General features: G+C 40.4%; 24 protein-coding genes and 4 tRNA genes. 21 read left to right on the top strand and 7 right to left on the bottom strand.

All coding sequences use genetic code 11. The annotated features are described in order from the left end of the window. The first annotated feature begins 23 nt into the window (after positions 1-23). From ACKLNX_RS15430 to pyrF, 3 genes are read left to right on the top strand one after another with little or no spacing between them, the layout of a single operon-like run. Positions 24-284, top strand: a complete 261-nt coding sequence (locus ACKLNX_RS15430; RefSeq protein WP_412973007.1) for a LapA family protein — start codon at positions 24-26, stop codon at positions 282-284. Beyond that, entirely contained in the window at positions 285-1,457 is a 1,173-nt protein-coding gene (gene lapB, locus ACKLNX_RS15425; protein ID WP_412973006.1) for a lipopolysaccharide assembly protein LapB, read from the top strand. Positions 1,458-1,464: 7 nt separating this feature from the next. After that, on the top strand, positions 1,465-2,184 hold the full coding sequence (pyrF, locus tag ACKLNX_RS15420; protein ID WP_412973005.1) for an orotidine-5'-phosphate decarboxylase: 720 nt from the start codon (positions 1,465-1,467) through the stop codon (positions 2,182-2,184). Between the two features lie 147 nt (positions 2,185-2,331). Here the strand turns inward: pyrF and ald are convergent, their stop codons facing one another. Continuing rightward, the gene (gene ald / locus ACKLNX_RS15415) at positions 2,332-3,462 is read right to left on the bottom strand and encodes an alanine dehydrogenase (RefSeq protein WP_411693823.1); all 1,131 of its coding nucleotides are present in this window, start codon (positions 3,460-3,462) and stop codon (positions 2,332-2,334) included. A 123-nt stretch (positions 3,463-3,585) separates the two neighbouring features. Here ald and lrp point away from each other — a divergent pair, with 123 nt between their 5' ends. The 6 genes from lrp (at position 3,586) to serS (ending at position 10,497) form a co-directional block, all read left to right on the top strand. Next, positions 3,586-4,071 carry a leucine-responsive transcriptional regulator Lrp gene (gene lrp / locus ACKLNX_RS15410; protein ID WP_411693824.1) on the top strand — a complete coding sequence of 162 codons (486 nt, stop codon included), beginning with the start codon at positions 3,586-3,588 and terminating at the stop codon, positions 4,069-4,071. Between the two features lie 110 nt (positions 4,072-4,181). Then, a complete protein-coding gene (locus ACKLNX_RS15405) occupies positions 4,182-6,695 on the top strand; it encodes a DNA translocase FtsK (protein ID WP_412973004.1) in 2,514 nt (837 codons plus the stop codon). A gap of 3 nt (positions 6,696-6,698) precedes the next feature. Next, positions 6,699-7,397, top strand: coding sequence for an outer membrane lipoprotein chaperone LolA (lolA, locus tag ACKLNX_RS15400; RefSeq protein WP_412973003.1), 699 nt, complete (start codon positions 6,699-6,701; stop codon positions 7,395-7,397). A gap of 52 nt (positions 7,398-7,449) precedes the next feature. Then, positions 7,450-8,811 (top strand): replication-associated recombination protein A, encoded by a 1,362-nt coding sequence (locus tag ACKLNX_RS15395; RefSeq protein ID WP_412973002.1) that lies wholly within the window; start codon positions 7,450-7,452, stop codon positions 8,809-8,811. Position 8,812: 1 nt separating this feature from the next. Beyond that, a complete protein-coding gene (gene crcB, locus ACKLNX_RS15390; protein WP_412973001.1) occupies positions 8,813-9,193 on the top strand; it encodes a fluoride efflux transporter CrcB in 381 nt (126 codons plus the stop codon). Between the two features lie 8 nt (positions 9,194-9,201). After that, on the top strand, positions 9,202-10,497 hold the full coding sequence (gene serS / locus ACKLNX_RS15385) for a serine--tRNA ligase (RefSeq protein WP_412973000.1): 1,296 nt from the start codon (positions 9,202-9,204) through the stop codon (positions 10,495-10,497). A gap of 139 nt (positions 10,498-10,636) precedes the next feature. On the opposite strand, the gene ACKLNX_RS15380 is transcribed toward serS, so the two are convergent. The 5 genes from ACKLNX_RS15380 to ACKLNX_RS15360 form a co-directional block, all read right to left on the bottom strand. Further along, a complete protein-coding gene (locus ACKLNX_RS15380; protein ID WP_412972999.1) occupies positions 10,637-10,975 on the bottom strand; it encodes a TusE/DsrC/DsvC family sulfur relay protein in 339 nt (112 codons plus the stop codon). Positions 10,976-11,047: 72 nt separating this feature from the next. Continuing rightward, a complete protein-coding gene (locus tag ACKLNX_RS15375; RefSeq protein ID WP_412972998.1) occupies positions 11,048-11,332 on the bottom strand; it encodes a DsrH/TusB family sulfur metabolism protein in 285 nt (94 codons plus the stop codon). 12 nt (positions 11,333-11,344) lie between these two features. After that, complete coding sequence (locus ACKLNX_RS15370) at positions 11,345-11,701, bottom strand: DsrE family protein (RefSeq protein WP_412972997.1); 357 nt, start codon at positions 11,699-11,701, stop codon at positions 11,345-11,347. Between the two features lie 9 nt (positions 11,702-11,710). Then, positions 11,711-12,118 carry a sulfurtransferase complex subunit TusD gene (gene tusD / locus ACKLNX_RS15365; RefSeq protein WP_412972996.1) on the bottom strand — a complete coding sequence of 136 codons (408 nt, stop codon included), beginning with the start codon at positions 12,116-12,118 and terminating at the stop codon, positions 11,711-11,713. A 52-nt stretch (positions 12,119-12,170) separates the two neighbouring features. Then, positions 12,171-12,836, bottom strand: coding sequence for a Bax inhibitor-1/YccA family protein (locus ACKLNX_RS15360; RefSeq protein ID WP_412972995.1), 666 nt, complete (start codon positions 12,834-12,836; stop codon positions 12,171-12,173). Between the two features lie 234 nt (positions 12,837-13,070). On the opposite strand from ACKLNX_RS15360, the gene ACKLNX_RS15355 reads away from it, so the two are divergent. The 12 genes from ACKLNX_RS15355 (at position 13,071) to ACKLNX_RS15300 (ending at position 20,668) form a co-directional block, all read left to right on the top strand. Continuing rightward, a tRNA-Ser gene (locus ACKLNX_RS15355) sits at positions 13,071-13,162 on the top strand. Positions 13,163-13,361: 199 nt separating this feature from the next. Continuing rightward, positions 13,362-14,000, top strand: coding sequence for a UvrY/SirA/GacA family response regulator transcription factor (uvrY, locus tag ACKLNX_RS15350; RefSeq protein WP_411693836.1), 639 nt, complete (start codon positions 13,362-13,364; stop codon positions 13,998-14,000). 2 nt (positions 14,001-14,002) lie between these two features. Continuing rightward, the gene (gene uvrC, locus ACKLNX_RS15345; protein WP_412972994.1) at positions 14,003-15,829 is read left to right on the top strand and encodes an excinuclease ABC subunit UvrC; all 1,827 of its coding nucleotides are present in this window, start codon (positions 14,003-14,005) and stop codon (positions 15,827-15,829) included. Between the two features lie 61 nt (positions 15,830-15,890). Continuing rightward, positions 15,891-16,460, top strand: a complete 570-nt coding sequence (gene pgsA / locus ACKLNX_RS15340; protein ID WP_411693838.1) for a CDP-diacylglycerol--glycerol-3-phosphate 3-phosphatidyltransferase — start codon at positions 15,891-15,893, stop codon at positions 16,458-16,460. A gap of 124 nt (positions 16,461-16,584) precedes the next feature. After that, a tRNA-Gly gene (locus tag ACKLNX_RS15335) sits at positions 16,585-16,660 on the top strand. Between the two features lie 38 nt (positions 16,661-16,698). After that, a tRNA-Cys gene (locus ACKLNX_RS15330) sits at positions 16,699-16,772 on the top strand. Positions 16,773-16,804: 32 nt separating this feature from the next. Next, positions 16,805-16,891: transfer RNA gene (locus tag ACKLNX_RS15325), tRNA-Leu, on the top strand. A gap of 88 nt (positions 16,892-16,979) precedes the next feature. Beyond that, entirely contained in the window at positions 16,980-17,855 is an 876-nt protein-coding gene (locus ACKLNX_RS15320; protein ID WP_411693839.1) for a sulfurtransferase, read from the top strand. Next, positions 17,852-18,493 carry a LysE family translocator gene (locus ACKLNX_RS15315; protein ID WP_411693840.1) on the top strand — a complete coding sequence of 214 codons (642 nt, stop codon included), beginning with the start codon at positions 17,852-17,854 and terminating at the stop codon, positions 18,491-18,493. The genes ACKLNX_RS15320 and ACKLNX_RS15315 overlap by 4 nt, the downstream gene beginning before the upstream one ends. Before the next feature lie 48 nt (positions 18,494-18,541). Next, positions 18,542-19,258: a hypothetical protein gene (locus ACKLNX_RS15310; protein WP_412972993.1), complete on the top strand. Its 717-nt coding sequence runs from the start codon at positions 18,542-18,544 to the stop codon at positions 19,256-19,258. Next, positions 19,251-20,027 carry a glucosaminidase domain-containing protein gene (locus ACKLNX_RS15305; RefSeq protein ID WP_412972992.1) on the top strand — a complete coding sequence of 259 codons (777 nt, stop codon included), beginning with the start codon at positions 19,251-19,253 and terminating at the stop codon, positions 20,025-20,027. Before ACKLNX_RS15310 ends, ACKLNX_RS15305 begins: the two co-directional genes overlap by 8 nt. Beyond that, complete coding sequence (locus tag ACKLNX_RS15300) at positions 20,027-20,668, top strand: DUF2987 domain-containing protein (RefSeq protein ID WP_412972991.1); 642 nt, start codon at positions 20,027-20,029, stop codon at positions 20,666-20,668. Before ACKLNX_RS15305 ends, ACKLNX_RS15300 begins: the two co-directional genes overlap by 1 nt. On the opposite strand, the gene rssA is transcribed toward ACKLNX_RS15300, so the two are convergent. Next, positions 20,669-21,577, bottom strand: coding sequence for a patatin-like phospholipase RssA (gene rssA / locus ACKLNX_RS15295; RefSeq protein ID WP_412972990.1), 909 nt, complete (start codon positions 21,575-21,577; stop codon positions 20,669-20,671). It abuts the gene before it with no gap. Positions 21,578-21,586 lie beyond the last annotated feature (9 nt).

Genomic DNA, 21,586 nt, shown 5'->3' with positions numbered 1-21,586 from the left:
AATTTAGTAATCAGGCCTATTCGATGAAAGGAATAATCGTATTCGTTATCATTATCTTGTTGTTAATGGTATCGATTGTTATTGGTTCTCAAAATACCCAAATGATCACCGTAAACTATCTCATTGCGAAAGCAGAGTTGAGAGTTTCTACATTTATGGTAATTACTATAGGTTTGGGTTTCTTATTAGGCTTTCTTATCATGCTACTGCGTTTTCTCGGTCTTAAAATGCAAAATAAACTTTTGCAACGCAGATTGAAAAAACTTTCAAAAGAAGCTTCATAAATGTTAGAAGCTTTATTTTTAGCTTTACCAGTCGCCGTTGCTTATGGCTGGGTGATGGGGCGTAATAGTCTTCGAAAAACACAACGTAGACAGTCTTCTATACTTTCCAAACATTATTACAAAGGATTAAACTTCCTCTTATCCGATCAGCCCGATAAAGCGGTTGATACTCTCATGAAAATGATAAGTGTTAATAATGACACTGTAGAAACCCATATCGCGATGGGTAATTTCTTTCGGCACCGCGGTGAGCTAGATAGAGCCATTCGAGTTCATCAGAATTTAATTAGTCGTGACGAAATTAGCAATAAGCAAGAAGCCCTTGCATTATTGGAATTAGGCACCGATTATCTAATGGCTGGTTTCTTAGAACGAGCCGAAGGCGTTTTTCTCCAACTCTTAGAACAGACGCAACACTTTAATGTTGCGCAGCAGAAACTGTTTAATATTTACCAAATTACGAAAGAATGGAATAAGGCGATAGACTTAGCGAGCGCAAGTATTCAAATTACGCCTAATGATAAGCATCTTTACGTCCTTTTATCTCACTTTTACTGTGAACAAGCCAAAGCCTTGTTAGAAGAAGATAAGAAAGATGAAGCCACGTCATTGTTAAAGAAGGCAATTGTTATCGATGGCAGTCAGGTAAGAGCTTGGTTAGATTTAGGAAAGCTAGCACTTGCATCTGAAAACTACAAAGAAGCATTTTCATATTTATCAGAAATACCTAAACGTGATCTAAATTGGTTAAGCGAAGCGATTCCTTTACTAGAAGAGTGGGCGAGCAAGACTGACGGTTGGGATGATCTAGATAAATTACTTGAGCCATATTGGCAAAAATGTGCGTCTTCCTATATTGCCAAAGTAAATATTATCGCTCGTAAAGGAGATACTGAGCACGCAACAGATATCCTTATTGCGCAATTGCAAAAGCACCCTACGATGCGTGGATTTAAAACACTCTTAAGTTTGTACAAGAAAGATTTCAGTGATGTGCCTAAAACAGAAGAGAGTCTTGGGCACTTACAGTCGCTTCTAGATAAACAGATTGGTCAACGTCCAAAATATCGTTGCAATAGTTGTGGCTTCTCTGGTCGCCAACTGCATTGGTTGTGCCCTTCATGTAAAACTTGGTCAAGTATAAAACCCATAAAAGGGCTCGACGGGGAGTAATATTAAGATGTCTTCAGTATTAATTGATCCAAAAGTTATCATCGCACTCGATTTCGATAGCCAAGCAGCCGCAAATGAACTTATCGGAAAATTAAATCCAGGTACGTGCCGATTAAAAATTGGTAAAGAGATGTTTACTTACTTTGGTCCGGACTGGGTACGTTCGATAGTTGCTCAAGGTTTTGATGTATTTCTCGATTTGAAATTTCATGATATTCCCAACACCGTCGCCAAAGCAGTAAAGGCTGCGGCTTCGCTAGGTGTGTGGATGGTGAATGTGCATGCCAGTGGTGGGTCTGAAATGATGAAGGCTGCTATGAGTGCATTAAATGAACTTGGTGAAGAAAGACCCTTGCTGACTGCGGTCACAGTGTTAACTAGTATGGACCAGAGCCAATTAGACAGAGTAATTGGTAATCGCCCAATAGTAGAGCAAGTAGAGCGTTTAGCTTTGCTAACACAAGAGTGTGGCTTAGATGGCGTTGTTTGTTCACCACAAGAAGCGATTGCTTTAAGACGTATCGTTAATGAAAATTTTCTGCTTGTCACACCGGGCATTCGTCCAGCAGGTTCAGACTTGGGCGATCAAGTTCGTATAGCAACGCCTGCAAGTGCATTAGAGAGTGGAGTTAATTATTTGGTGATAGGTAGACCGATAACACAGTCAACAGATCCCTTAGCTAGTTTGAATGTGATTAATGATTCTATAAGTCATTTTCAAAAATAGATTATTCTTAAATAGTTTTAATACTCAAAGCACTCTATTACCTAAAATTCACTATTTGTTAGAAAAAACTAAGACCTAAAATAAACTACTCAGTTAAGAAGCAAAAAAGGAGCACTAGGCTCCTTTTTGTATTAGTGGTGTTTAAACCTAACTATTTAACGCATCAACTGCAGACATATACTTAAGGCCCAATTTTTCACCTAGTGCATCAGCTACCGCTTTATAAGTAACAACACCTTTATGAACATTCAAACCATTGAGTAAATGAGCATCATCAAGTAAGGCTTGTTTAGCGCCTTTGTTCGCTAATGCTAAACCGAATGGCAATGTCGCGTTATTAAGCGCCATTGTTGATGTACGTGCAACACCACCTGGCATGTTAGCAACACAGTAGTGCACAACATCATCAATGATGTATACAGGATCTTGGTGTGTTGTTGCTTTAGATGTTTCAAAACAACCACCTTGATCAATTGCCACATCTACTAGGACTGAACCAGGCTTCATATTTTTAATATGTTCGCGATTTAGTAGTTTCGGTGCGGCAGCGCCTGGAACAAGAACAGCGCCAATCACTAAATCCGCACGAGATGAGTAATAATCGATGGCTTCAGATGTAGAGAATACAGTAGCTAAACGACCTTCGAAAATATCGTCTAATTCACGTAAGCGATTTAAAGAACGGTCAAGGATAGTCACATCAGCGCCTAAGCCCATTGCCATTTTTGCTGCGTTTAAGCCAACAACACCGCCACCAATGATAAGCACTTTACCTGGTGCAACACCAGGAACACCGCCTAATAATGTTCCGCTTCCACCATTAGCTTTTTCTAAGTAATGCGCGCCAGCTTGAATTGACATGCGACCAGCAACTTCACTCATCGGAGCGAGTAGTGGTAATGTACCTCTGTTGTCGGTTACTGTTTCGTAAGCAATACATGTAGCGCCAGACTCAACTAGTAACTTTGTTTGCACAGGATCTGGTGCAAGGTGAAGGTAAGTGTAAAGAGTTTGACCTTCACGAAGCATTTTACATTCGTTAGGTTGCGGTTCTTTCACTTTTACAATCATATCTGCTTTTGCAAAAATCTCTTCTGGTGTTTCAATAATTTGAGCACCAGCATTCACATAAAGGTCGTCTGTGAATCCAATTGATGTACCAGCATTGGTTTGCACCAGCACATCATGACCGCTATTAACAAACTCTAGAACCGCAGCTGGTGTAAGACCAACGCGATATTCATGATTTTTAATTTCTTTAGGTACACCAACAATCATTATTTACGCCTTTCAAATGTTAATTAATTGTGCGCAGTTTACTTTATTTTTCAGAAATAAAAATATCGAAGATTTTTAATTTGCAGTACAATGTTTTGAAAATTCATATTTAAGAGATATTTAATGCTGGTTAAAACCCCCAAGCATATCGACAGAATTGACAGAAAAATTCTAACGGCCCTGCAAGTCGATGGTAAAATGTCTAATGTCGAGTTGGCTAAAAATATAGGTCTAAGTCCCAGCCCCTGTCTCGAACGCGTGAAGAGGTTAGAGCAGCAGGGTTACATTACTGGATATACGGCTACCGTTGATCCTACGAAGCTCGGTGCGGCAATGTTAGTGTTTGTTGAAATTACACTATCAAAGACCTCTGTCGATATCTTCGCAGAATTTTCTGCTGCTGTTCAAGGTTTAGATGATATTCAAGAATGTCATTTGGTTTCTGGGAATTTTGATTTTTTGTTAAAAGCACGGGTTGCAGATATGTCTAGCTATCGAAAACTGCTAGGTGATACCTTATTACGCTTACCAGGTGTTAGTGAATCGAGAACTTATGTCGTCATGGAAGAAGTGAAGCATACCAATCGAATAAAAATTAACGATAAATAGCATTCAGTATGTATTCAGTGGTTTGGATTATGATATTCTTACCAAACAATATGAGTTGGTCGAAATTAGGCTGATAAACAAAATATAAATATAAAAAGAATTGTAGGGATATGGCGCGATTATCCGGGACACAACGATTAATGGAAGTTGGCATGATGCTGTCATGTGCAACTGCATTTTTCTTGCTCATAGCATTGGCTTCATTTCACCCCAGTGACCCAGGTTGGTCTCAGGCTGGATTGCATAACGAGATTCAAAACCTGATGGGCTCAATGGGCGCATGGGCTGCCGACATCTTATTGTTTACCTTCGGCATTACAGCCTACGTGCTGCCTTTTGGCCTTGCGTTCTGTGGTTGGTTTATTTTCTTGCATATAAAAAGTGTCGCTAAATTAGATTACCTAACAATCAGTTTACGTCTCGTTGGTGCATTATTAGTCGTTTTTGGCTTCACAGGTATAGCCAGCATTAACTTTGACGATTTTTACAGTGTATCGGCCGGCGGCGCCATGGGCGATATTATTAGTACAGCTCTTATTCCTCACTTTAGTTTTGTTGGCACTGTATTGCTTCTTATATGTTTCTTCTGCACGGGTTTCACCCTCGCAACAGGTATCTCTTGGTTGAACATTATTGATGGCATAGGTGCGTTTACAATCAATAGAGCAAAAGATGTTTATGCCTTACCCAAGAAGGTTTCGTCATTATCTCTGCCGTCATTAGGTAATAAAGGTGATAAAGCGCTTGAACATGATACAAGCAGCGATAGCACTGAGCTAAATATTACTAGCCTGAGGGCTGAACCTGAGGCGGAAGTCGAATTTAAGTCTGAAGAGCCTGCTGAGAAAATTCATAATAAAACCACTCGAACTGAGCCTGAATTTCACATTCCAGATGCTGTTTTCATGTCTGAGGACGAAGAAGTTAAATCTGAAGAATCTTATTCAGTTACAACTGAAGACGAAGCTTCAGAAAGTATTGCGATGCCAGCAACAGAGCCAAAACGAATTAAAGTCGTTCGAGCCTCCAAAAGTGTGGGGCAGGGTGGTTTGCGTGCAGAGCAAAGCATAAAGCCAGCAGGTGTTGAGGCAGCTTCAGTACCGAAGGTTGCGGAAAAACCAGCTGAAAAGCCGCCTATGCCATCCTTTGATTTGCTACAACGCGCAGATAAACATGAGAACCCGATTACTCAGGAAGAACTTGATCAAGTTTCTCGTTTGCTAGAAGAGAAACTAGCGGACTTTAATATTACTGCGAACGTTGTTGATGTGTTACCAGGCCCGGTTATTACTCGATTCGAACTAGATTTAGCCCCTGGTGTAAAAGTAAGTAAAATTACTGCGTTGGCAAAAGATTTAGCTAGAGCGATGTCTGCGATATCGGTACGTGTTGTTGAGGTCATACCCGGTAAGTCGGTTATTGGATTAGAACTGCCAAACAAACATCGTGAAATGGTTCGCTTGAGTGAAGTAATTGAAACTAAAGCATTCCAGGCTAGTGACTCACCATTAACAATGGTACTCGGTGCGGATATTTCAGGTAAACCTGTTGTTGTCGACCTTGGTAAGATGCCACATCTATTGGTGGCAGGTACTACGGGCTCGGGTAAGTCTGTGGGCGTCAACGTAATGATTTTGAGTTTGCTTTATAAATCGACACCAGAAGATGTACGCTTGATAATGATCGACCCGAAGATGCTGGAATTGTCAGTATATGAAGGAATTCCCCACCTGTTAACCGAAGTCGTAACAGACATGAAAGACGCGTCTAATGCATTACGCTGGTGTGTTGGTGAAATGGAACGTAGATACCGCTTGATGTCGGCGCTAGGGGTACGAAACCTCAAAGGCTACAACAAGAAAATTAAAGATGCTAAAGCGGCCGGTGAAGCTATTCGAGATCCTCTTTGGAAGTCTGAAGAAAGCATGCTAGAGATAGCACCAGAATTAGAAAAACTACCTAGCATTGTTGTTATCGTCGATGAATTTGCAGACATGATGATGATAGTGGGTAAGAAAGTAGAAGAGCTTATTGCGAGGATTGCACAAAAAGCCCGAGCTGCAGGTATTCACCTCATTCTTGCTACACAAAGACCTTCTGTTGATGTTATTACCGGCCTAATAAAGGCCAACATTCCAACTAGAATTGCGTTCCAAGTATCTAGTAAAATTGACTCTCGAACAATCTTAGATCAACAAGGTGCGGAATCATTGCTAGGCGCAGGTGATATGCTGTATAACCCTCCGGGTACGAGCATAACAACTCGTGTACATGGAGCCTTCGTGGATGATCACGAAGTACACGCAGTTGTAGCCGATTGGAAGCAACGAGGCGTTCCTCAGTATATAGATGAAATTCTAAATGGCGAAGCGACTGCAGAGGTATTGTTACCGGGTGAGCAAGCTGAGGGTGATGACCAAGAATACGATGCTTTTTATGATGATGCTGTAGCGTTTATAACAGAAACAAGACGAGCGTCAGTATCTAGTGTGCAGCGTAAATTCCGCATCGGCTATAATAGAGCGGCACGTCTAGTTGAACAAATGGAACAGAGTGGTGTCGTAAGTTCACCTGGCCACAATGGCAATAGAGAAGTTCTAGCACCGCCACCTCCAAAGGATTAATACATGTTGACGCGTTTAAACAAACAATCATTCAGTCTGAGGACTCTGGTTATTGCTGCAAGCAAATACACGGCCATTATAAGCTTGAGTATTGTCGCAATCACTAGTCAAGCACTTGCAAGTGAGACTGTGAATGCAGAGCCCGCAAAAGCTAAAGCTGAATTGAAAACTAAACTGAGTCACTTGATCTCCTATTCTGCCAGCTTTTCTCAGAGTATCTCAGATGCCACGGGAAAGGAGTTGCAAAGTTCTTCAGGTAAATTAACACTCAAGACGCCTAATCAATTACGCTGGGAAACTGAACTTCCGGATGAAACCTTGCTTATCGCTGATGGCACAACTGTTTGGAATGTAGACCCATTTGTTGAACAAATTACGGTGATGCATCAACACACAATCACACAAAACAATCCATTGATGTTGCTCGTTTCAGATGATGAACAACAGTGGAGTTCAGTTGAAGTAAAGAAATTGAAATCTGGTTTCTTGGTTAATTCAAATGATGAAAATGCCAATATAGTATCTTTGGTGATTGAATTTAATGGGAACGTGTTGTCTCGTTTACAATCAACGGATAGGCAAGAGCAAAAAAGTTTACTCGTGTTTTCAGACATTAAACAGAATCAAGACATTGATGCCTCTCAGTTTATCTTTGAAGTGACTGACAGTTACATTATTGATGACCAACGTACTCAGCAATAGCCTTTAAAGCGCTTCTGTGTAATGCAATTCAATTTATATCAATGAGTATGCCATGAAATCCTCTGCTTATAATCCTCTAGCTAGTTTATTAAGGCCTAATACGCTTGATGACTATGTTGGGCAATCGCATCTGATTGGGAAGCAGGGCACAATCTCCAAAATGCTGGCGCAAGATAATTGTTACTCGATGATATTCTGGGGCCCACCTGGAACTGGCAAAACAACACTTGTACACCTAATTGCAAAGCAACTTGATGCAGATGTAATAGTACTATCCGCGATCAATTCAGGCGTAAAAGACATACGCGCGGCAATTGGTGATGTTGGTGGTCCGCTGACAAGTGGCAGTTCAGATATGTTCGCAAAGCAAAAGCTTGTGTTTGTCGACGAGATCCACCGTTTCAATAAAAGCCAACAAGATGCCTTTCTACCCTATGTAGAAAGCGGTCATATTATTTTAGTAGGTGCTACCACCGAGAATCCTAGTTTTTCAGTCAACCGTGCTTTGCTCTCAAGGTTGAGAGTATTTATTCTAGAGAAGCTATCTACTAATGACCTTTTGGTGCTTTTAGATAGAGCTATTCTGTTCTTAGAAAAACGAGAAAATCGTCAGTTCACATTTGAAGACAATGCAAAGCTGGCGCTAGTAAAACAAGCCAATGGTGACGCCAGAAGCCTACTAATGTCAGTTGAAATCTGCTGTGATATGTCAATCGATGGCGTTCCAATTTCATTGGACCTAATTAAGAAAGCGACTGGCGCAAAGACGCTAGCTTTTGATAAAAACGGTGATCATTACTATGACTTGCTATCTGCATTTCATAAATCGGTAAGAGGGTCGTCACCAGACGGCGCGCTTTATTGGTTTTGTCGCTTACTCAAAAGTGGTGGTGACCCACTGGTTATTGCGAGGCGTTTATTAGCAATTGCTTCTGAGGATATTGGTAATGCAGATCCACGCGCGCTTCAAGTCTGTTTGAATAGTTGGGACCTTTATCATCGAGTTGGGCCCGCTGAAGGGGAAAGAGCCCTTGCTCAAGCCGTTATCTACTGCTCCTTGGCACCCAAGAGCAATGCCGTATACACTGCGTTCAAAAAAGCGAATCGTTTGATAGAAGAAGAGCCAGCTTACGATGTGCCTGAGTATTTACGTAATGCGCCTACAAGCCTAGCAAAAGAAATGGGGCATGGTGATGGCTATCGTTACGCCCACAACGAAGAGAATGCCTATGCTGCTGGCGAACGTTACTTACCCAAAGAAATTGCGGATGAATACTTTTATGAAGCATCAGACAGAGGTCTCGAGAAGCAATTGAAAGCTAAAATGGCTTATCTTTCTGAGTTAGATGCGCAAGCTTACGCTCAAGGCAAAGCGAGAGATGGCAAAGCTAGAGACGGTAAGGTGCAAAAATAGTATGCATAGCTTTCAAATTTATTTATTCGTTTCTATTGGCGGTGCGCTTGGCGCCTCGCTGCGATATTTAATTGTGCAAATGTCCACTAATCTATTGGGAAAGGGCTTTCCATTTGGTACTCTTGCGGTAAACGTATTAGGTTCGTTCCTTCTAGGAATGTTGTATGCTTTTATGCAACAAGATAATGGTGAGAATTCAGGCCTTAGGGCGCTAATTGGCGTCGGTTTACTTGGCGCATTTACAACGTTTTCAACCTTTTCGCTCGATACCGTACTATTAATTCAGCAAGGCGATCTTATCAAGGCCTCGCTAAACGTATTTTTCAACGTCACTGTATGTCTCTTTTCAGTGTGGTTGGCTTTATTAATTTTCAAAGGATAATGTAAAAAATGTTAGATCCTCGATTGCTCAGAAACAACCTAGAAGAAGTTGCCGCAAAACTACAAAAGCGTGGTTACTCCTTAGATGTTTCGGCTTTAACTGAGTTAGAAGAAAAACGCAAAGCAATTCAGATTGCGACTGAGAAGCTACAAAATGAGCGCACTGTTCGCTCCAAAGCAATTGGAAAAGCGAAAGCGTCTGGTGAGGATATTCAACCATTATTAGACGAAGTCAGCGGTTTAGGTGATAAATTAGAAGAAGCGAAATCACAACTTGATCAAGTAATGAATGCTTTGAACATTATTTATCAAGAAACGCCGAATTTGCCGTCAGATGAAGTACCTTTTGGTAAATCGGAAGATGATAATCAAGAAATACTTACATGGGGCGAAGTTCCTACGTTTGATTTTGAGGTGAAAGATCATGCAGATGTATCCGCAGCGCTTAGCAAGGGTTTAGACTTTGAAACTGCGGCAAAACTATCCGGTTCTCGTTTTGTTGTCATGAATGGGCCTGTCGCGAGAATGCACAGAGCATTGGGTCAGTTTATGCTAGACATCCACACTCAAGAGCATGGCTACCAAGAGGTTTATGTACCGTACTTGGTTAATTCAGATAGTTTGTATGGAACGGGGCAATTACCTAAGTTTGGTGAGGATTTATTCCACACACAACCAGCGACTGAGGAAGGTCAGGGCTTGTCCTTGATCCCAACAGCTGAAGTACCATTGACCAACATAGCAAGGGATGAGATTTTTCCTTTAGATGCGTTGCCAATCAAAATGACGGCACATACGCCATGCTTTAGAAGTGAGGCAGGTTCATATGGTCGTGACACAAAAGGCCTGATACGTCAGCATCAATTCGACAAAGTTGAAATGGTTCAACTTGTGCATCCAGACCATTCAATGCAGGCTTTAGAAGAGCTAACAGGGCATGCGGAAGTTATCCTACAAAAACTAGGGCTAGCTTATCGTAAAGTCCTATTGTGTACAGGTGATATGGGATTTGGTTCGGTCAAAACTTATGACTTAGAGGTTTGGCTTCCTGCACAAAACACTTACCGCGAGATTTCTTCTTGCTCAAGTATGGGGGATTTCCAAGCCCGCAGAATGCAAGCAAGATACAAATCAAAAGATATGAAAAAACCAGAGTTGTTGCATACGCTTAATGGTTCTGGGCTAGCAGTCGGTAGGACGTTAGTGGCAATCTTAGAAAACTATCAGCAAGCAGATGGCAGCGTAAAAGTGCCGGAGGCTTTAGTGCCTTATATGAATGGTGTGGAAGTTATATCACCCAATTAATAGTGTTTCCGTATAGCTTGGTTGTTGAAATGCACCAATAGTATAAACACTTAAGTGATAATCAAGGCCTGAGCTCGGTATTCCAGTGGACTCAGGCCTTTTAATGTAAGCTTTTTAGCGCCTTTTTTAGTTTATTACACTATAAACATTTTGCGGGTTTTGGAAGCCCTGCGATTTTTGTGGCTTGCTTTGCTGGGCCTTTTGGGAATAAACGCTGTACGTAGCGGCTGCTACCAATTTCAGGTCCAAACTTGTCTTTCAAACTCCTAACAAGTACTCGAATAGCGGGGCTTGTCTCGTATTCTTCATAAAAATCACGAACAAATTCGATAACTTCCCAGTGAGCGGGACTCAACTCGATCGATTCCTTTTGTGCAATTATCGGCGCTAAGTCCTTATGCCATTCGGTATGATCTAGCAAGTAACCATTCTTATCGGTTTCAATTTTTTGATTATTAAATTCAATATAGTACGGCATGCTGTTTGATTTTCACTCTTAGTCTTTCAAATTAATATTGTTATTTTTTGTTTACTACAAATAAACGGTTTTCTATTGAATGGTGACGCTTGGAGTAAATTCAGTACTCAAAATTACGAACTTATTGAAGTCGATTATTTCAATATTGTCCTTATCGTCGAAACTAGACAAGAGGCCAGTCGCTTTCAGATCACGATTAAGCACGTATATCTTACTCCGATTAACATATTGCTCGATGATTTTGCTTAGATGATAGACACCTTCTTGAGCGACAATTATTGCTGAGGCATTTGACTCATCTTGAATTATATATTTCTCAATTAAAGAGTGTTCTGAACCTAAAAATATGATCAACACAGCGCTAGTTCCTTAAAAACGTAATATACAGCTTGCAGTTGAGCATAAATGCGTAAACTCCAAGTCGCTTATAGCATTAGCAACATTCAACATAGAATTACTACTAATTTGCCGTTCAGACAAATCAGAGTCCATGAAGTAAATAGGTTCGATATCATATAGGGGCATTGCTTTAATTTGCTTTGATATGGATTTTTTACCGATTTGTTTACTATCTTGACCATTTAATAATTGATACAGGCCACCTCCCATAAAAACAAAAGTAACAGAGAGGCCAACATTACTTGCTGCTAAAGCGGCTTCTAATGCATCTTGAGCTGCGCTTGAGTAGTAAGGAGGTCTTGTAGATATAATGAGTAGCTGGGTCATTCTATGCACCTAGAACTGAATACATATCGGTGCATTCACATCACCGCTATTATCGTTATTAAGCGCGGCAAAGTAATCCGCCATTCCCACGCTATTGAACGAAGCATGCAAATTGCTATTTAGCTCAAGCTCTTGAGCCTCTTCCATTGCTATAACACCACGTTTAATCGCAGCGGTGACACAGATATTCAAAGGTGTTTTTGTTTGCTCAGAAAATGAAACCCACTTTTTCATTATACCTAATTCACCACTTGCCGCCTGTACATCAATATTAGCATGTTGAACGCCTTGCTGATAAAAGAAAACCTGTTCGACACAATGACCCATTGAAACCGCTGATTCACAAAAGGATAGGGCAGTTTGACCATTCAATGAATCAAATGGAGAGCCAGTGATAAAAATAAGAAATTTGTTCATAACAAACAAAAACACCCCTAAGCGGGGTGTTTTCCTTTAGTAGAGGTGCGAATCAATCGTCACCACCAAAAGCGTTTAACAATGCAAGCAATGAAGTAAACAAGTTGTAGATGTTTAAGTACAAGCTTACCGTAGCCATCACATAGTTTGTTTCACCGCCTTTCACAATTCTACTCGTGTCATACAGAATGAAACCAGAGAAGATGAAAACGATAACTGCGTTAATCGCTAGATATAGAGCTGGGATTGCAAAAAAGATGTTAGCGATACTCGCGATAATCGCAAATACCAAACCAACAACTAAAAAGCCGCCCATAAAGCTAAAATCTTTTTTAGTAAAGATTGCATAACCTGACAACGCAACAAAGATAATTGCTGTTGTACCAAGGGCTTCCATTATTAGACCAGGATAGCCCACGTTTAAATAGTAATTCAACAATGGACCTAAACCAGCGCCCATCAAACCGGTAAATAAGAAAACAAGTCCTAAACCAATCGTTGAATTTTGGAATTTACTAATTGCAAATAGGCTCGCAATAGCTGCTATCATTAATCCAATTCTAGCAACAAATGAAAGATCCATTTGCATTGTTATCCATGCACAAACTGCACTAAATGCCAAAGTCATAGACAATAACAGATAAGTATTTTTCAATACTTTATTAATCTCAACTACTGAGCGAGTGTCAGAAGCTGAATACACTGAACGTTGTTCCATTTTTATACGTCTCCACGTTAAATAATAATTGGGCAAAACAATTAGTTAAATCTTAGATACTTTGTATGGTGTTTGGTTCCAAATTTCAAGTCATTTTCGAAAACATATTTGTAAACCATATGGTCTAAATACGAAAATGGGTAAAAAACGTTCAAACAAACAAAAAAATTGAATTTTTTCTATCTAAAGACTTTACAACAGCTCATTTGAACTTTAATATGCGCACCTCGTTACGGAGAGTTGGCAGAGCCCGGTTTAATGCACCTGACTTGAAATCAGACGTGGGGTCAAACCCACCAGAGGTTCGAATCCTCTACTCTCCGCCACATACTAAGCCCCTGATAACTTTGTTGTCGGGGGTTTTTCTTTTCTAGCATATCATTTCTTTTCCACTAGCTTGTTTATTTATGGTTAGAAATCAATACTGCTGATACATAAATCTATTCCAATATGAAGCTATTTGTAAGATACTCGGTACTTATAAATAGTCGTATTAAATTAATAATAAGAAATTGAGGTTCCTACGTGATCAAGATTTTATTGGTCGATGACCATGAACTCGTTAGGACAGGGATCAGTCGCATTTTAAATGATGTTAAAGATTTTAACGTCGTAGCTTCCGTCGGAAGTGGTGAAGAGGCCATTGAGCATTGTCGCAAAAGCGCACCTGATATTATCATGATGGATGTGAGCATGCCGGGAATCGGTGGCCTAGAGGCTACTCGTAAAATATTACGTATTTGCGATAGTACGCGTGTCATTTGTTTATCTATGCATAAAGAAAACCCAATTCCAACTAAGATAATGCAGGCAGGTGCACACGGATTCCTAACGAAAGATGCTGATCCGAGTGAAATGGTCAATGCAATCTACAAAGTTTCAGCGGGCCAACGCTATATTTCTGCCGATGTTGCTCAAGAGTTAGCAATTGGAAGCACAGTGCAGAATCATGATAATCCATTTGAGAACTTGTCTGATCGTGAATTGGAAATTACCTTAATGTTGACGAGGGGAACACGGGTTCCTGAAATTGCGCAACATCTTAATATAAGTGCTAAAACCGTTAATACTTATCGATACAGAATGTTCGAAAAACTGAATGTCAGCTCTGATGTTGAGTTAACGCACTTAGCGTTGCGTCATAAGTTAATCCAAACTGAATAGCGATGAGTGACCAAGCGCTTTTTGATTCCGAAGCCTTTCTTAAAAACCTAACTTCAAAACCTGGTGTTTACCGAATGTATAACATCAGGGATGAAGTAATTTACGTGGGGAAGGCAAAAAACTTAAAGAAACGCGTTAGCTCCTACTTTAGAAAAAATGTAGATAGCGTTAAGACCCAATCCCTCGTTACTCATATTGCCAAAATGGATGTTACTGTTGTTTCTAGCGAAACCGAAGCATTCATTCTCGAAAACAATTTCATCAAAAAATATAGGCCTCGTTATAACGTCGTTTTAAGGGATGATAAGTCCTATCCGTTTATCTTTTTGTCTGATCATGAGCATCCTAGATTAAGTTTTCATCGAGGTACGAAGAAATTAAAAGGGACTTATTTTGGACCTTACCCGAGCGCTTGGGCAGTAAGAGAGAGTTTACGCTCAATGCAGCGTATTTTCCCTATTCGACAATGTGAAGATAGTTACTACAGAGCCCGCAGTCGTCCTTGCTTGCAGTATCAAATGAAACGGTGCTCTGCACCCTGTGTTGAAGGTTATGTGAGTAATGAGGAGTATACAGAGCAGGTTAATCTGGCAACATTGTTTCTGCGTGGCAAAAACTCTCAAGTTATCTCTTCATTAGTTGAGAAAATGGAAAGGGCCAGTGAGGCATTAAATTTTGAAGCTGCCGCGCGTTATCGAGATCAAATTAGCGCACTACGACGAATTCAGGAACAACAGTTTGTGAGTGGTGATCAAGAAGAGATGGATGTATTCGGCTTTGCCTTTCGAAATGGCTTGGTGTGTGTTCAAGGTTTATTTATTCGTGATAGCCAACTACTTGGCAGTAAGTCATTTTTTCCCAAAATCCCAAAAAACATTGAAGCAGAGACTGTCTTTCAATCCTTCATACTTCAGTTTTATCTTGCTGGTAATAAAACGATCCCGAAGCAAATCATTATTCCAATAAAATTCCCTGAAATGGCTGATATTGAAAAGGTTCTCTCTACAGAAGCGGGTTATAGAGTGCGCTTTTATGAAGGTGCGAGAGATGAAAAACGACAGTACTTGCAACTAGCAAATAAGAACGCAGACAATGCATTGGAAACACAACAAAACCAACAAAAATCAATGTTTGCACGCTTTGTTGACTTAGAACGAGCGATAGAAAGAGATACGCCGATTAGCAGAATGGAATGCTTTGATATTAGTCATACATCGGGTCAGCAAACAGTTGCATCATGTGTTGTATTTAACCGAGATGGACCTTTAAAGAGTGAATATAGAACTTTCAACATTGATGGTATTACAGGCGGAGACGATTATGCAGCAATGGCTCAAGCTCTGAAGCGACGTTACAAGTCACCCAATGCCGATGCAAAAATTCCCGATATTCTGTTTATCGACGGCGGGAAAGGGCAATTGTCACAAGCTGAAGTACATTTCGAAGATTGGCCCGACGATAAGAAGCCAACGCTTATTGGTGTTGCAAAAGGAAGTAGCAGGAAAGCCGGCCTTGAAACATTGATTAGAGCCGGTTCCTATGAAACGATTCCTATGGAAAGTGATGCGCCTGGACTACATCTTATACAGCATATACGTGATGAATCGCATCGTTTTGCTATTTCAGGGCACAGAAATAGACGACAAAAAGTGAAAAAGACTTCAACACTAGAAGGGATAGCTGGAGTAGGCCCAAAGAAACGGCAAGCTTTGTTAAAGTATTCAGGTGGATTGCAAGGTCTGAAGAATGCGAGCAAACAAGAAATCTCAAGGGTTCCTGGCATAAGTGATGAACTTGCCGATATCATATATGATCATTTGCATTCTTAATTCAGTCTGTTCTGGTATCATAGTTGCAGATTAGACCAGTTAACTAAGGTTTTTAGTATTTATGTGGACCATCCCTAACATCATCACCATGTTCAGAGTACTTCTGATACCTGTATTCGTGGTTGTTTATTTTCTCGATTGGCGTTGGGCTCATGAAGCCGGTGCATTTATATTTTGGTTTGCGGCCATTACAGATTGGTTCGATGGTTATTTAGCTAGAAAACTAAAGCAATCAACGCCCTTCGGCGCGTTTCTTGATCCTGTCGCTGATAAGCTTATAGTGGCAGCTGCACTACTAATGGTGACGCATACATACGCCGACGTATGGATTACGGTGCCAGCTATCGCTTTATTAATGCGTGAAATATATGTTTCAGCCTTAAGAGAGTGGATGGGACAACATGGTAATAGCGAAGCGGTTCAAGTCTCCTTTATCGGCAAATCGAAGACCACCGCACAAATGCTTGCATTAATCGGTTTACTCTCTGGTTTAGAAGTCTTTATGGGCATTCCTATATACTGGGTAAGTTTAGGTAAAATATTATTGTACTTCTCTGCGGTTTTGTCACTTTGGTCAATGGTTGTTTATACAAAAGCTGCATGGAAACAGTTGAGTGCAGTAAAAAGTTAGTTTTTTAGTGGTTTCAGTGCAAAATAACAACGAACTGTACAATTTTTAATAAAACAGTAATTTTCTTTAAGATTTAGTGTTGACAGCTTTGATTTTGAGGGTAGAATGCACCCCACATTTCAGAGCGGGAATAGCTCAGCTGGTAGAGCACGACCTTGCCAAGGTCGGGGTCGCGAGTTCGAATCTCGTTTCCCGCTCCAATCTTTTGATTGACGAAATGTAAAAGCAACAATGTTGCGGCGGAATGGCAGAATGGCTATGCAGCGGATTGCAAATCCGTGGATCTCGGTTCGACTCCGGGTTCCGCCTCCACTTTTTGCTATAAGATATGTCGTAACATCAGTGCCCGGGTGGTGAAATTGGTAGACACAAGGGATTTAAAATCCCTCGCTCGTAAGAGTGTGCCGGTTCAAGTCCGGCCCCGGGCACCATTTCTTTTTTGCAAACTTCTATGTTTGGCATAATCGTGTTTTAATTATGTCATTGAGTACTAGACGAAATTATTGGTTTGCTTTCAATATGAATTCAACAACAATACAATGTGAAGAGTTAGCTGAAAAGCTAAGCTTGGTTGATTCAAAAAATTTAAAAATTCTCTATACAACAATGGCTAAAGGTCCTATTTCAAAGCCGACCCCGCCAAACATAGCGTGTTCCGAGTACATTCCCGATTCCTTATTTTTTGATTTTGAGAGCGACTTTGTCGATCATAATGCCTCTTTAAGTAATATGATGCCAAATCGCGAGGTTTTCCAAGCCTCTGCACGTAATCTTGGCTTGAACATAGATGATGAAATTGTTGTTTACGATGACTTAGACAATTTTTGTGCATCAAGAGCTTGGTTTATGTTGTTATCTATGGGTTTTGAGAACGTGCGAACACTTGACGGCGGTTTAAAAGCTTGGAATGCTTCGTCTTTTGATACACATTCAAACTTATCTCAAGTCAGCTCCCCATCGAATGTAAGGCTTAATCCTTCAAGCTATTTTAGCTTCGTAAATGCTGATTATTTGGTAGATAAACTTAGTTCTAACTCATCTCAGAGAAAGGTTTATCAGATAATTGACGCTAGAAGTCCAGGGCGCTTTGCAGGTTCCGAAGCAGAGCCAAGAGAGAACATGCGTTCCGGTCATATTCCCACCTCAGTCAATATTTATTATGCTAGCTTACTCGAAGCTGCTTGTTTTAAGAGTAAAGAAAGCTTGCGCGCCATGTTCAACGAAAATAATATTCAATTGGATAATGAGATTATTACTAGTTGTGGAAGCGGAATAACAGCCTGTATCATTGCGCAAGCAGCTTATTCTTTAGGAGCATCTTGTATTCGAGTTTATGATGGAAGTTGGTCAGAATGGGGAGCTAGCCAGTCGTTCCCAGTCGAGGTAAGTCAATGAGCGACCTTTCGGTGTTTAATTGGTTAGAATTCTTTTCTATTGCGCTCATTCATTTTTTTGCTGTCGCAAGCCCTGGTCCTGATTTTGCTATTGTATTAAAACAAAGCATACAGCAGGGGAGAAAGGCGGCTATAGCAACAAGTATAGGGATTGGCAGCGGGATTCTTTTGCATGTTGTTTATTCGCTCGTTGGCATTGGTATTATTATTAAAACGACGCCATGGTTACTCAATGCTTTGCTTTATTTAGCCGCGGCTTATTTAGCCTGGATAGGTATATCAGCGCTTAGAAGTAAACCTACGAATGCCAGCACCGAAATACCGTCTACTATCAATGCATCAAAGAGCTGGAGCAAATCGTTCATGCTTGGCTTTTTTACTAACGGTTTAAACCCTAAAGCAACGCTTTTCTTTTTATCGGTCTTTACTGTGGCGATTTCTGCTGACACAATTTTAGAGCATAAAATTATTTATGGCTTGTATATGGCGCTTGCAACGGCTGCTTGGTTTATATTTTTATCTGTCGTAATTACACATAAACGCGTACGAGCATTTTATGAATTAAATGGTTATATTTTTGACCGCGCAATGGGCGTCGTACTAATCGTTATGGCGGTATTTTTAGTATTCAATAGCTAATGCTAACGATGTTCGTAAACAGCAAACTAATTTGGAATGAATTGAGCAATGATTAAAGCACCGTCACAAGATTATCAAATTGATATTAAAGCGCTTTTAGAGCGAGGTAATGTAGCAACGAAGAAAAATTTACCCGTAATCTTAAGGTCTTTATTTTTTGTCATTTTTATAGTTTTGCTTTCGTTTGTAGCATTCTTCAATGTTTACAATATTGAAACTGTTGCTCAACTGGAAGCCTTGCAAACTGAAACCTATTTTTTGAATATGATCCTTACAGTTTTGTTAGCGCCATTGTGGGCAGGGATCGCTATGATGGCTGTTAATACAGAAAGAAAAAAAGATATTAGCTTTAGCCAATTATTCAACTTCACATATTTAATCTTAGGTTTAGCAACCGCCGAGTTATGTATCTCTTTATTAACTCAAGTAGGCATGAGCTTATTTATTGTTCCAGCTATTTATATATACATAACAACGAGCTTTACTAAATTTTTGATTGCAGATAAAAGAATGAGCCCTTTTGTTGCAATTAAAGTATCAATTCAGATGGCCAATCAGCACTTGTTTAAACTAAGCATGTTGTTCCTGATATTCTTTGCCTTGGCTTTGCTGGGTATGATAACGTTTGGCCTAGCATTCATTTGGATTACACCACTTTACTATAATGTAACGGCTATACTCTATAACGACTTGTTTAATTCTCAAGATGAGGATCAAAATGTAGAGCACCTTACAAATACCGAGGAGTCACACTTTGATGCATAAATTGAAAATAATTTCGATTTCCGCTGTCGTTCTTTTACTCGTTTTATTTACGATATATTCTCTGCAACCAGAGAAGTCTGAAATTCAAGAAGTACCACAGAGTATTTCTGCGAAAAAGCCCATCCCTGACTTTTCAAAATATCAGATTAGTTTAGAAAAGAAAAAAGCATTCTTTGAATATCTTAGACCCTCAGTTGAAACACAAAATGGTCACATATTAAGACAAAGGGAGTTTATTCAAGGGCTCAGAGCTAAACACATTTCGGGTGAAATGATTTCTGAACGCCAAATGCAGGAACTTGAATGGCTCGCAAAAGAGTACAGAGTCGACATGGGGGAAGACTTAGACCCGGTGTTTGAACGCCTTCTTAATAGAGTGGATATTATCCCTGTTGAACTAGTATTAGTGCAATCAGCTAATGAGTCGGCGTGGGGAACATCTAGGTTCGCTCAAAAGGGCTATAACTTCTTTGGACTTTGGTGCTTTAGAGAAGGTTGTGGTTTTGTTCCTAAACGTCGTAATGATGGTGCTGCCCATGAAGTTGCCAAGTTTAATAATTTATCTAGAGCGATGTATACCTACATGCGCAACTTAAACAGACATGACGCGTATCGTGAAATGCGCGCAATAAGGAAAAAACTTCGTGACGAAATGAAGCCTATATCGGCAGTCGCAATGACTGAAGGGCTTTTGAAATACTCTGAACGTGGCGAAGAATATGTACATGAGCTCAAACAAATGATTCGAGTCAACAAGGAACATATGTAATGCTAAAGAGCGTTGTTATTACTGGGCTGTTTATATTTTCATTTTCGAATGTGGCGGCAGCTGATGAAGTAGAAGTAAAATACAAAACGTTCTACAGCCATGTTAGAAAACTAGACAATGAAGACACTCAAGCTCTGCAGTTCGCTTTTGGCTTTAAGCACGTTACTAGCGGTAAGCTTTGCACCATAAATTCCGCACGAATCAGTACCGAGAAAGTGCAACTGCCTTTAACTATTTCACCTGAACAACGTTTTACGGTTCAATCTGAAAAAGCCTTAAGTCTCGCCAACGCTTTTGTGGTGATTGATTTTAAAGAACCTTCAAATCAATGTGATATCTCTGTTCAACTTGAAACTAAACCAGAGTATTTGAAGACTAATTACACTTTTGAAGAGCTAAGATTTATCTACCAACAATATGAAGCGTTTTTTAATGAAATGGGCAGCTTTTTGTCATTTATGATGCCTACAGTTAAAGGATTAACCTTTCAATTTAGCGACAAAAACTTGAACGAATCAAGTAGAACCGGCGAGCTTGTAAAAGAAGGTCTGTTAATACTAGATGATGAGTGGTTTGAGCGCAGGAAAGGGCTGAAGCTGAATACGGCGCCGTTACGCATAACGGCGCTAGCAAGCAAATAGTTAGTGAGTCTCGATTAAATTCATTTGATAGGCAATTTGTTGGGCGAGTCTTTCGACCGCCTGGCTTCCCTTTGCTCCGATCTCAATTGCTCGATGAAATTCGAGGATACCAACATCATTTAATTGTGGTTCGATGAGTATATCTGGTGGCTCGCCGGCCAAGCGTGAACGAGTAACTCTTGCTTGTAAAATCTCTAAAGAACTACTCATGACACCCACGATACTAGGTGGTGTCTTTTTGCTTTGCTTTGCGTCCGCTGAAAACCATTTCTTAATAAAACCGTCGCTCGCTTTATCAAGCATCTCATCGGTCTTCTTTTGGCTTTCTTCGTGCTCTTTCTCATATGTTTCTATGAGCCTTGGCCTAAAATCCGCACTCAGGTTCACTGCAATGACGAAGTCAGCCCCCATTTGCCGACATTGATTAACAGGGACTGGATTAACGACAGCACCATCAACTAACCATCTACCATTGTGATCAACTGGACTGAAAAGGGCAGGTATGGCACAAGACGCTTGAATAGCATCACCAATTTCACCGGAATTGAAAACAACTTCTTTTCCGGAGTAAAGATCGGTTGCAACACACGCAAACGGAATATTCATTTCCTCAAATGTAGGTGCGCAAAAATCTTCTTTGAGTTTATCAAATACTTTCTGGCCGCTAGCTAAGCCACCACGACGAAACCCTACACCAAGCAGTTTAAAAACTTGCCATTCAGTGAGTGTATTAGCCCACGCTTCAAGTTCGTCCAATTTACCACTTGCAAATGCTGCTCCAACATATGCACCAATAGAACAGCCAGCGACAACATCAACCTTGACTCCCGATTTCTGCAACGCTCGAATAATACCAATGTGAGCCCAGCCTCTAGCGGCTCCAGCACCTAAAGCAAGTCCAATTTTCATGTCGCTCCT

This window comes from Glaciecola sp. MF2-115 (assembly GCF_047250385.1).
Taxonomy (GTDB): Bacteria; Pseudomonadota; Gammaproteobacteria; order Enterobacterales; family Alteromonadaceae; genus Glaciecola.
This window is presented reverse-complemented; position numbering and strand designations above follow the sequence as displayed.

Excerpts from the sequence above, each read along its gene's own strand:
- ACKLNX_RS15430 (WP_412973007.1), top strand. The coding sequence starts at position 24 with ATGAAAGGAATAATCGTATTCGTTATCATTATCTTGTTGTTAATGGTA.
- lapB (WP_412973006.1), top strand. The coding sequence starts at position 285 with ATGTTAGAAGCTTTATTTTTAGCTTTACCAGTCGCCGTTGCTTATGGC.
- pyrF (WP_412973005.1), top strand. The coding sequence starts at position 1,465 with ATGTCTTCAGTATTAATTGATCCAAAAGTTATCATCGCACTCGATTTC.
- ald (WP_411693823.1), bottom strand. The coding sequence starts at position 3,462 with ATGATTGTTGGTGTACCTAAAGAAATTAAAAATCATGAATATCGCGTT.
- lrp (WP_411693824.1), top strand. The coding sequence starts at position 3,586 with ATGCTGGTTAAAACCCCCAAGCATATCGACAGAATTGACAGAAAAATT.
- ACKLNX_RS15405 (WP_412973004.1), top strand. The coding sequence starts at position 4,182 with ATGGCGCGATTATCCGGGACACAACGATTAATGGAAGTTGGCATGATG.
- lolA (WP_412973003.1), top strand. The coding sequence starts at position 6,699 with ATGTTGACGCGTTTAAACAAACAATCATTCAGTCTGAGGACTCTGGTT.
- ACKLNX_RS15395 (WP_412973002.1), top strand. The coding sequence starts at position 7,450 with ATGAAATCCTCTGCTTATAATCCTCTAGCTAGTTTATTAAGGCCTAAT.
- crcB (WP_412973001.1), top strand. The coding sequence starts at position 8,813 with ATGCATAGCTTTCAAATTTATTTATTCGTTTCTATTGGCGGTGCGCTT.
- serS (WP_412973000.1), top strand. The coding sequence starts at position 9,202 with ATGTTAGATCCTCGATTGCTCAGAAACAACCTAGAAGAAGTTGCCGCA.
- ACKLNX_RS15380 (WP_412972999.1), bottom strand. The coding sequence starts at position 10,975 with ATGCCGTACTATATTGAATTTAATAATCAAAAAATTGAAACCGATAAG.
- ACKLNX_RS15370 (WP_412972997.1), bottom strand. The coding sequence starts at position 11,701 with ATGACCCAGCTACTCATTATATCTACAAGACCTCCTTACTACTCAAGC.
- tusD (WP_412972996.1), bottom strand. The coding sequence starts at position 12,118 with ATGAACAAATTTCTTATTTTTATCACTGGCTCTCCATTTGATTCATTG.
- ACKLNX_RS15360 (WP_412972995.1), bottom strand. The coding sequence starts at position 12,836 with ATGGAACAACGTTCAGTGTATTCAGCTTCTGACACTCGCTCAGTAGTT.
- uvrC (WP_412972994.1), top strand. The coding sequence starts at position 14,003 with ATGAGTGACCAAGCGCTTTTTGATTCCGAAGCCTTTCTTAAAAACCTA.
- pgsA (WP_411693838.1), top strand. The coding sequence starts at position 15,891 with ATGTGGACCATCCCTAACATCATCACCATGTTCAGAGTACTTCTGATA.
- ACKLNX_RS15320 (WP_411693839.1), top strand. The coding sequence starts at position 16,980 with ATGAATTCAACAACAATACAATGTGAAGAGTTAGCTGAAAAGCTAAGC.
- ACKLNX_RS15315 (WP_411693840.1), top strand. The coding sequence starts at position 17,852 with ATGAGCGACCTTTCGGTGTTTAATTGGTTAGAATTCTTTTCTATTGCG.
- ACKLNX_RS15310 (WP_412972993.1), top strand. The coding sequence starts at position 18,542 with ATGATTAAAGCACCGTCACAAGATTATCAAATTGATATTAAAGCGCTT.
- ACKLNX_RS15305 (WP_412972992.1), top strand. The coding sequence starts at position 19,251 with ATGCATAAATTGAAAATAATTTCGATTTCCGCTGTCGTTCTTTTACTC.
- ACKLNX_RS15300 (WP_412972991.1), top strand. The coding sequence starts at position 20,027 with ATGCTAAAGAGCGTTGTTATTACTGGGCTGTTTATATTTTCATTTTCG.
- rssA (WP_412972990.1), bottom strand. The coding sequence starts at position 21,577 with ATGAAAATTGGACTTGCTTTAGGTGCTGGAGCCGCTAGAGGCTGGGCT.